At 37.4% G+C, this 8,547-nt stretch carries 8 protein-coding genes and 1 other RNA gene; 1 reads left to right on the top strand and 8 read right to left on the bottom strand.

Annotated features, from left to right (window positions below):
* Positions 1–430 precede the first annotated feature (430 nt).
* The 6 genes from recR to JEOSCH030_RS02375 all read right to left on the bottom strand — a co-directional run bounded on the left by recR (position 431) and on the right by JEOSCH030_RS02375 (position 5,299).
* Entirely contained in the window at positions 431–1,027 is a 597-nt protein-coding gene (gene recR / locus JEOSCH030_RS02400; RefSeq protein ID WP_185125016.1) for a recombination mediator RecR, read from the bottom strand.
* Complete coding sequence (locus tag JEOSCH030_RS02395) at positions 1,028–1,351, bottom strand: YbaB/EbfC family nucleoid-associated protein (RefSeq protein WP_185125015.1); 324 nt, start codon at positions 1,349–1,351, stop codon at positions 1,028–1,030.
* Positions 1,352–1,417: 66 nt separating this feature from the next.
* Positions 1,418–3,049, bottom strand: coding sequence for a DNA polymerase III subunit gamma/tau (dnaX, locus tag JEOSCH030_RS02390; protein WP_185125014.1), 1,632 nt, complete (start codon positions 3,047–3,049; stop codon positions 1,418–1,420).
* 112 nt (positions 3,050–3,161) lie between these two features.
* Positions 3,162–3,428: signal recognition particle sRNA large type (ffs, locus tag JEOSCH030_RS02385), an RNA gene on the bottom strand.
* A gap of 43 nt (positions 3,429–3,471) precedes the next feature.
* Complete coding sequence (locus tag JEOSCH030_RS02380; RefSeq protein ID WP_185125013.1) at positions 3,472–4,506, bottom strand: carboxypeptidase-like regulatory domain-containing protein; 1,035 nt, start codon at positions 4,504–4,506, stop codon at positions 3,472–3,474.
* Complete coding sequence (locus JEOSCH030_RS02375) at positions 4,490–5,299, bottom strand: ABC transporter ATP-binding protein (protein ID WP_185125012.1); 810 nt, start codon at positions 5,297–5,299, stop codon at positions 4,490–4,492. The genes JEOSCH030_RS02380 and JEOSCH030_RS02375 overlap by 17 nt, the downstream gene beginning before the upstream one ends.
* 138 nt (positions 5,300–5,437) lie before the next feature.
* Here JEOSCH030_RS02375 and JEOSCH030_RS02370 point away from each other — a divergent pair, with 138 nt between their 5' ends.
* Positions 5,438–5,806: a DUF1801 domain-containing protein gene (locus tag JEOSCH030_RS02370; protein WP_328794773.1), complete on the top strand. Its 369-nt coding sequence runs from the start codon at positions 5,438–5,440 to the stop codon at positions 5,804–5,806.
* A 108-nt stretch (positions 5,807–5,914) separates the two neighbouring features.
* Here the strand turns inward: JEOSCH030_RS02370 and JEOSCH030_RS02365 are convergent, their stop codons facing one another.
* Together JEOSCH030_RS02365 and JEOSCH030_RS02360 are read right to left on the bottom strand one after the other, a co-directional pair.
* Positions 5,915–7,651 (bottom strand): GMC family oxidoreductase, encoded by a 1,737-nt coding sequence (locus JEOSCH030_RS02365; RefSeq protein ID WP_185125011.1) that lies wholly within the window; start codon positions 7,649–7,651, stop codon positions 5,915–5,917.
* 21 nt (positions 7,652–7,672) lie between these two features.
* Positions 7,673–8,461 (bottom strand): gluconate 2-dehydrogenase subunit 3 family protein, encoded by a 789-nt coding sequence (locus tag JEOSCH030_RS02360; RefSeq protein ID WP_185125010.1) that lies wholly within the window; start codon positions 8,459–8,461, stop codon positions 7,673–7,675.
* Positions 8,462–8,547: the final 86 nt, after the last annotated feature.

The raw sequence follows: 8,547 nt of genomic DNA, 5'->3' as shown, positions 1-8,547 counted from the left end.
CATGTATTAGGCACGCCGCCAGCGTTCATCCTGAGCCAGGATCAAACTCTCCATGATTGGAAAACTTGTCTAAGCTCTCGTGTGATAATTCAATATCACTGTTTTGCGTTTGTCTTGTGCGCCTCAAGTAACTCCTTAAAGAAGTCTGTTTTTATCGGAATTAAACGTTGACATATTGTCATTCAGTTTTCAATGTTCTTTTTGTAAAGTTTTGTTATGTTTGTGTATCTCTCGTTGACTGCTTAACTATCATAACATGTTGGCGATTTGGATGCAAGCATTAATTTGTTTATTTTTGTTAAATGCTTTGTTGTGTTTTGTTTAGTGTGTGTTTGTCGCTCAACAAGATATAACTATACAGGACAATTAAAATGAATGCAAGACTTTATTTAAAATTCTTTTTAAAAAAATTATAAGAGCCTTTCGGCTCTTATAATTCCGTTCTATATTCGATTGCTTTAGATAAGGTAACCTCATCTGCGTATTCTAAATCTCCACCAATAGGAAGTCCGTGTGCGAGCCTTGTCGTCTTAATACCAATTGGTTTAATCAGCCTTGTTAAATACATCGCTGTAGACTCACCCTCGATATTTGGATTGGTTGCTAGAATCAATTCTTTAACTTCTTCATCTTTTAATCGCTCTAGTAATGGAGGTATGTTAATATCTTCAGGTCCAATACCATCCATCGGACTGATTGCTCCATGCAGAACATGATATAGTCCCTTGTATTCACGCATTTTTTCCATAGCGATGACATCTTTTGTGTCTTGAACTACACAGATAGTTGAACGGTCTCTATTTTTATCTGAACAAATATAGCAAGGATCGATATCTGTAATATGACCACAAACACTACAGAAAGTCAGCTCTCTCTTGACCTCCATTAAACTCTTAGAAAAGTCTACAACGTCGTCTTCCTTCATATTAAGAACATAAAATGCCAGACGTTGGGCTGTCTTTGGCCCAATACCCGGCAATTTCATGAAGCTATCAATTAGCTTAGATATCGGTTCAGGATAATGCATTTACATCATCCCTGGGATATTAAGCCCTTTTGTATGCTTACCTAAGCGCTCACTTGTTAAAGCGTCTGCCTTATTCATTGCTTCATTAGTAGCAGCAACGATGAGGTCTTGTAGCATATCGATGTCATCTGGATCTACAACCTCTTCTTTAATAACGACATCTAAAACTTCTTTATGTCCAGATACTACGACAGTGACCATACCGCCACCAGCAGTTCCTTCAACTGTTTCTTCTTTTAATTTCTCTTGTTCTTCTTCCATTTTCTTCTGCATTTTCTGCATCTGTTTCATCATGCCTTGCATGTTATTCATACCACCGCGCATGTTTTCATCCTCCGATACATATTTTCTCTTACATATTATAAACGATTATGTCTTTTTTACAAAGTATCAATCATTGACTTCAACGATATCTCCAAATAATTCTTTTGCAACTTCTGAAGACTTCTCTTTTTCCTCTTTAGCTTGCAGCTGTTCTCGGTGCTGATCAATAAAGTTTTGTCTCACTTGTTTCCAGCTTGAATCAGGGACACCCACAACCTGGACTTTCTTCCCGATAATTTCTGGAATAAGGTTTTCTAGTTCCTCTTTCTTTTCAGCATTTTGATTAATTAATTCTGAATGCAGATCATTATCAAACTTAATCAATACATGTGTATCACTAGCTGCAACTGGAACAGAATCTTTTATTAAAGCTCTTAATGACTGGAATCCTTTATCTTCTATATATTTATAAACTCCAGGCCAAGCATCTTTTAGTTTTACCAAGTCTTCCTTATTCGCTTTACTTAAGACTCTTTCAATCTTTTCAACTGAAAAAACCTGCTTGTTTCGACCTACAGGTCGCTTCGCTTTAGCTTTGACAGGAACACCCTGACTCACTTTTTCTTCTAATGCTTTAATCTGTTCTTTGAGTTCATCAATTTCTTGTGATGATTCAGCAATAACATTACCTGACGGCTGTTCTTTTTCTAGTATTCTGATTAACTTAACGATGACAATCTCTAAATGCACACTCGCATTGATAGAAAACCTCATACTGACCATGGCATCGTTTAACACATCTATCATTTCATACAGCAACTCATTCGCTGTATGTAAAAAAGCTGTGCCTTCTGAATCTTCTCCTGAATGCTTCATTAAGATAACATCTCTAATGAAATAAACTAACTCATGAATCAATCTAGTTGAGTCTTTACCTTCATCTATAAATTCTTGATACTTTTTAAAAGCCGCTTCTGTATTCTTTTCTTCTATTAGTTTTAACCACGCGTTGAGTTCTTCTCTTTCTATACCTCCGGTAATCATGACTGCATCTTCCATAGTAATCTCATCATTACTAAAGGCAATTACCTGGTCCATAATAGATAGAGCATCTCGCATACCACCCTCGGCAATACGCGCAATATATTTTAATGCCTTTTCATCGTATTGCATGCCTTCTTTATCGGCAACGAGTTTAAGTCTATCTGTGATTTCTTGTAAGTCTAAGGACTTAAAGTCAAAGCGCTGAGTTCTAGAAATAATAGTTGCAGGAATCTTATGAGGTTCTGTTGTTGCTAAGATAAAAACTGCATGACTTGGCGGTTCTTCTAGAGTTTTTAAGAGTGCGTTAAAAGCACCAGTCGTTAACATATGAACTTCATCTATAATATATACTTTGTATTTCGCTTCAGCTGGTGCATATTTCACCTTGTCTCTGATGTTGCGAATTTCATCAACACCATTATTACTCGCCGCATCAATTTCTATGACATCATTGGCACTACCATCCGTAATTGACACACAGAGTTCGCATTCATTACATGGTTCACCGTCATGTACGTTAGGACAATTCAGTGCCTTGGCAAATACTTTAGCGATACTAGTTTTCCCTGTACCTCTCGGACCGCTAAATAAATAAGCGTGAGATTCTTTACCACGTTGAATTGCATTCTGCAAAGTTTTAGTTACATGCTGTTGCCCCACAACATCGGAAAAGCTTTGAGGCCGAAAAGCTCTGTATAACGCCTGGTACTCCATGAATATGGCACCTCTACTTTTTATGATTTCTAAGCCTAATTATACCATAGGACATTTTATGTTTACTTGATTTTGAGCATAAAAAAAGACTTCATAATTGAAGTCAAAAATATCGTGCACCATCTAATCGAATCTAATGCACAAGCGTTACTCGAAAACTCAGCTCAACCACGGCAACCCTACGGCACATAGAATGGGCCACTTAATGCTGCTTCCTTCCGGACCTGACATGATTCATGACGTTCTATTGCATAGGACCGCGATCTCAACACCGAGAATTTCGAGGCAGTCCTCACACTTCAAACCCTCAAAGATGGAGTTCAGCCTTGCTAGAGCGGATTGCAAGTACAGGGCACCGCTACCTCCCCGCTTAGCACGATAAGTTATATAATATCAAATTACAGATTAGCTTGCAAGAAGTTTTATCTGTTACTAAATTTCCTAAATAATAAGATGATGATTGTTGCTAACAAAAGGATTACCCCTGCAGAAATTAAAATGAGTTCTACACTCGTCATACCCTCATCCGCTGTAGTTTCCGATTTATTTTTTGTCTCTGCACTATCACTTGTTTCTTCTTCAGGCTCCTCGTTTTCCTCGGATGTTTCTTCACTTGGAGGACTAGGCTCACTTATTTCTAACTTGTAACCGAGCTTATCTCTATTCCCCACTTCAACTTCTACTTCATCAGTCACAACTTCATAATCATCTGATTCTTTAATATTTAAAGTATACGTTCCTTCAGATATGTCTTCGAAGAAAAATTCTCCTTCTTCATTCGTCACCATCTCTAAACTCTCTTGTCCATCAGATAAAGTAACGGCTACATCACTTACTGGTTTTGAGTCACTAGTAACAAAACCACTAATCGTATGACCTTCACCTTCAAGCGCTTTGATCGAAACGCCATCTTCATCTTTCTCTTCGACAGGTTCTTCTTCGACTACTGGCTCACTTTCTTCTACTATCGGTTCTGTTTCTTCTATATAAGGCTCGGGTTCTTCATAATATACTTCTGGTTCCTCATAATATGTTTCCTCTTCTTCGTATGGCTCAGTGTAAGGTTCTGTTTCTGTGTACGGTTCATTATAGTTATTAGATTCTGCGTTTCCAGGAACCCAGACCCCGTTTGAGTCATAATAACCATTGTTATTATATTCATCAGTATTATTGTTGTTCCAGTTATCAGTATTGTTATTAGAATTTGTAGCTTCTTGATTTTCTTCAATCCAGACACCATTTGAATCATAGTAACCACTAGACTGATTACCATTATCCCAATTACTAGTATCTTCTTCATTTGTATATGTATCGTTATTTTGTCCCTCTTCAACCCATACTCCATTAGCATCATAATAGCCTTGGTTAGTTTCACCTTCGCCTTCGACTGCATAGGTTGGTCTAGGAAGTAGCAGCATTATGCTAAATAGAATAAGTATCTTATATATTTTTTTCATCCTTATCCTCCAGGTCTTTGATAACTAAGCTCGGTCGATTATTATTAAAAATAATTTCGACATTTGTCTTGTATGTTTCAGATAAGTTTTTATCGGTTAGAACATCTTCTTTTTTACCAGCCGATAAAATTCTTCCATCCTTAATCAACAAGACATGACTAATAGTCGGAATTAATTCTTCAATATGATGTGTTACATAAATTAAATGTCTGTTATCGTTTGGAATCTGTCTAACAATGTTCAACACATCTTCTCTTGCCCTAACATCCAAACCACTACAAGGTTCATCTAAAATTAGTAAGTCTGGTTGTCCCATCAAAGCACGTCCAATTAAAATACGTCTTTTTTCTCCTTGTGAAAAACTATCATATGTTCGATCTTTTAAGTATGTAAGTCCTAATTGATGAAGAATTTTCTCAGCATCATGTCTAGAAGCTTCATCTACTTCTTGATAAATACCAAAAGAAGAAAATTTGCCGCTGAGGATGATGCTTAAAGCAGTTTCCCTATTTAGAGTTTGATTAAACTTATCAAGACTTGAGCTAACATAACCAATTCGCTTTCGCATCTCAGGTAAACTCATCTTGCCAAATTCTGTCCCATTAACAGTAGCCTCACCTTGAGTTGGATAATTATAACCCATAATAATGTCTAACAGAGAAGTTTTACCTGCACCATTCAATCCTAAAATCGCCCATTGCTCACCTTCGTTTACTTGCCAATTAATATCCGAAAGTACTTCTGAACCATCGCGCCGCCAAATTATGTTTTTTAAAGTTATAATATTCTTCACGATTGTCCTCCTAAGCTTCGTACTTATGTCCATTATAACGATATTCCACGCTCAATCCATCCAGAAAATAGAATTAAGCGTATTAAATAAATAAAAAGGGTATGATTGAATAAATCATAAGAAAAAGGAGCGCCTATTATGACCTTTGATGAGTATGTGGATCAGCTAGATGAGAAATGGAAAGAAGCATTTTTAAAGACATGGGAAACCATAGAACAGCATTTACCTCCTGGTTTTGAAGTTAATGTTTCACACGGTATGCCGGGTTTTGATGTACCTTTATCTACCTTCGAAGAAGGGTATCATGTTGACGGTGCACCATTACCTTTCATTGGAATCGCTGCTCAGAAAAGACATTTAGCAGTTTATCATATGAGCATGTATAGAGACTCTAATTTGTATGAGTGGTTTACAAATGAATATAAAAATCATATGACGACAAAATTAAACATGGGGAAAAGTTGTATTCGATTTACTAATCCTAAAAAATTCCCTATACATTACTAGGCGAACTAGCAGAAAAGATGACAGTCGATGATTGGGTGAGACTTTACAAAGAGAGACCAAATGGACCAAAAGCATAAAAAAACTCGCGAATTTCTCGCGAGTTTTTCTTTAATTAGCTCCAGCGACTTCTCCAGCTGAAGCAAGTTGTCTATTATCTTCTAAATACATATCGATACCTTCAGCAGCGCGGTAAGCTAAAGCACCCACTGTTCCTGTAGGATTGTAACCTCCGTTATGAGGGAAGTTAGAACCACCAATAACAAAGACGTTGTCTTCGTCCCACATTTGTAAGTAATTATTTACAACACTAGTTTCAGGATCTGCTCCCATAATTGTACCACCTACAATGTGGTCATTATGTGCTGGATAAATATCAAAGTGATCTGGAAGTTCGGATCTAACAACTTGTGTTGCTCCCATTTCTTCCATTATTCCTTCAATTTTCCCACCTATGAATTCGTGTGCAGCTCTATCATGTTCTGTAAGGTCATATGTCACACGTAAAAGTGGTCTACCATAATCATCTTTATAAGTCGGGTCTAAAGATAAATAGTTATATCTATGAGGTAAAGTAATCATTTGAGCATGTGAAGTTAAAGACTGAGTAAATGCTTTAATTGATTCTTTTTTAAACTCTGCTCCCCAGTTTTTGACACCTGGTGGAACAGTGTTTTGCTCAATCGGTCTTTTACCTGTTTGCTTAAGCGCAATACTCGCACCATGGATAAAGTCTAAATCAGTATGGTCAAAGTTATCATTGTTAAAATCATCTATAACAATACCAAGCGCACCGGCACCTGTCACTGTATTGTATTCTTTATCGAAGAAACCAGTAGCAGAAGGTGTGATATGAAGGCAATAGTTTTTGCCTACGCTACCTTCACGACTTTCAGGATCATACGGTGTACCAAGTTTAGAATGTAATAACAGTTTTGTGTTGTTTGTCGTATGACTTGTTACCACTACAACATCTGCAGGCTGCATCACTTCTTCTTGAGTGAGTAAGTCAACATATAAAACACCTGTGACCTTACCGTCTTCTTTGACGATTTCTACAACGTTTGCCCCTGTTCTTAACTCAAAATTACCTGTCTCTTTAGCAGTTGGAATCGTCGTTACAATTGGAGACGCCTTAGCTCCCCACTCACAACCAAATTTTTCACAAAAACCACAATATTGACATGCATTAATAGTTTGACCATCCGGATTCACATACTGTTGTGAAATTGTTGAAGCAGGCACCATGAAAGGATGGTAACCTAATCTTTCACAAGCTTCTTTGTATTCTGTTAAGACTGGTGTTTCTTTTAAAGGCGGCGTTGGATAGCTTTCTTCACGTTCAGGACCTAAAGGATTTTGTTCCCCACTCACACCTGAGTTCTTTTCATATTTTGAGAAATATGGCACAAGTTCTTCGTAAGTAATGCCCCAGTCTTGGATAGTATATTCATCAGATATCTTATCTGCTCCATATTTTTCATCAGTTTGGGATTTTATCTCAAAATCATAAGGATGGTATCTCCACGTATCTCCGTTCCAGTGAACACCACCACCGCCGACATCTGTACCGATTAAAAAGGCACCGTATCTTCTCATAGGTAGTGCTTCTTCATCAGTACTATTACGATATGTAAGAGTTTCTCTCGATAAATCTTGCATCATTTCATGGCCAATCACATATCTATATTCATCATGGGCAGTCAAATAGTCTTCTGTTTTCTTTTCTTTACCACGTTCTAATCCAACAACGTTGTGTCCTATTTTTGAGAGCTCTGCAGCAACAATGCTACCAGCCCAGCCTAGTCCTACAACGACAACATCTGTTTTATCTAGTCGTTTTGCCATTAAGTTTCCTCCTGTATTAAATTACTCGCTTGATTCTGCATGGCTCGATAACGGAGTAGGTTCTAACTCAACTGCCCCATCTTGTTCTACTTCATTGATGTAACTCATATAAGCTCCAGGGAATTTCTTCATTTCCCAACCCTGCATATCTTTATTACCTCTATAAAGTGGGTCAGCATACACACCTGATAGTGTTGCTAATCTTAATTCTTCAAAGAAGTCACTTGCTTTAGCGCCACGAAGTTCAAGTTCGTCACTTTCTAATTTCGTCAAAATTTCATCTTGTTGTTCCGCTTCGAGTTCATGGAATAGAGCATCATGATCTTTTTGAGAAATTTCGTTCATAACACGGATACCCTCATCGTATAAATCACGACGTAATAAAGGATATTGTGGCCCTTGATATGGTGTTCCTTCCTTAAAAGGTCCCTTCATGTATTCTCGTTTATTATCTCCATAACCACTTGCTAACTCATGATCAATAAACCAACCTACACCTAAAGCCAGAGCACCTGGACCAAGGTCATCTTCTGGGAAGATTCTCTCTGCTGCAGCTTCAATTGTCTTAAAGTGATCAGCATTCATAAAGTATTTATAAGCTCTCGTATAATCCTCTGTTGGTTGTGCTGAAGCTTGTTCTCCCCCTTCATTTTCTGAAGGTGCTTCAGATTCCTTTGACTCCTTTGGTTCATCTGTCGGAATTAAAGATCCTAGATATGTACCAGCGACAAGTGATCCTGTAGCTACACCTGACATTTTTAAGAAGCTACGTCTGGAAAGGGATTTTTCTTTTTCAAACTCGTCTGCCATCTTGTTCTCTCCTTAAGCTATAGTGAGTACATATAGTTAAGTTAACTAAAAGTAACGTAGTTACTTCTTACTTATATGTGCTTTTT

It is taken from the genome of Jeotgalicoccus meleagridis, from assembly GCF_903994045.1.
Taxonomy (GTDB): domain Bacteria; phylum Bacillota; class Bacilli; order Staphylococcales; family Salinicoccaceae; genus Jeotgalicoccus; species Jeotgalicoccus meleagridis.
Note: the sequence above shows the minus strand (reverse complement) of the source record. Positions and strands in the feature narration are given on the sequence as shown.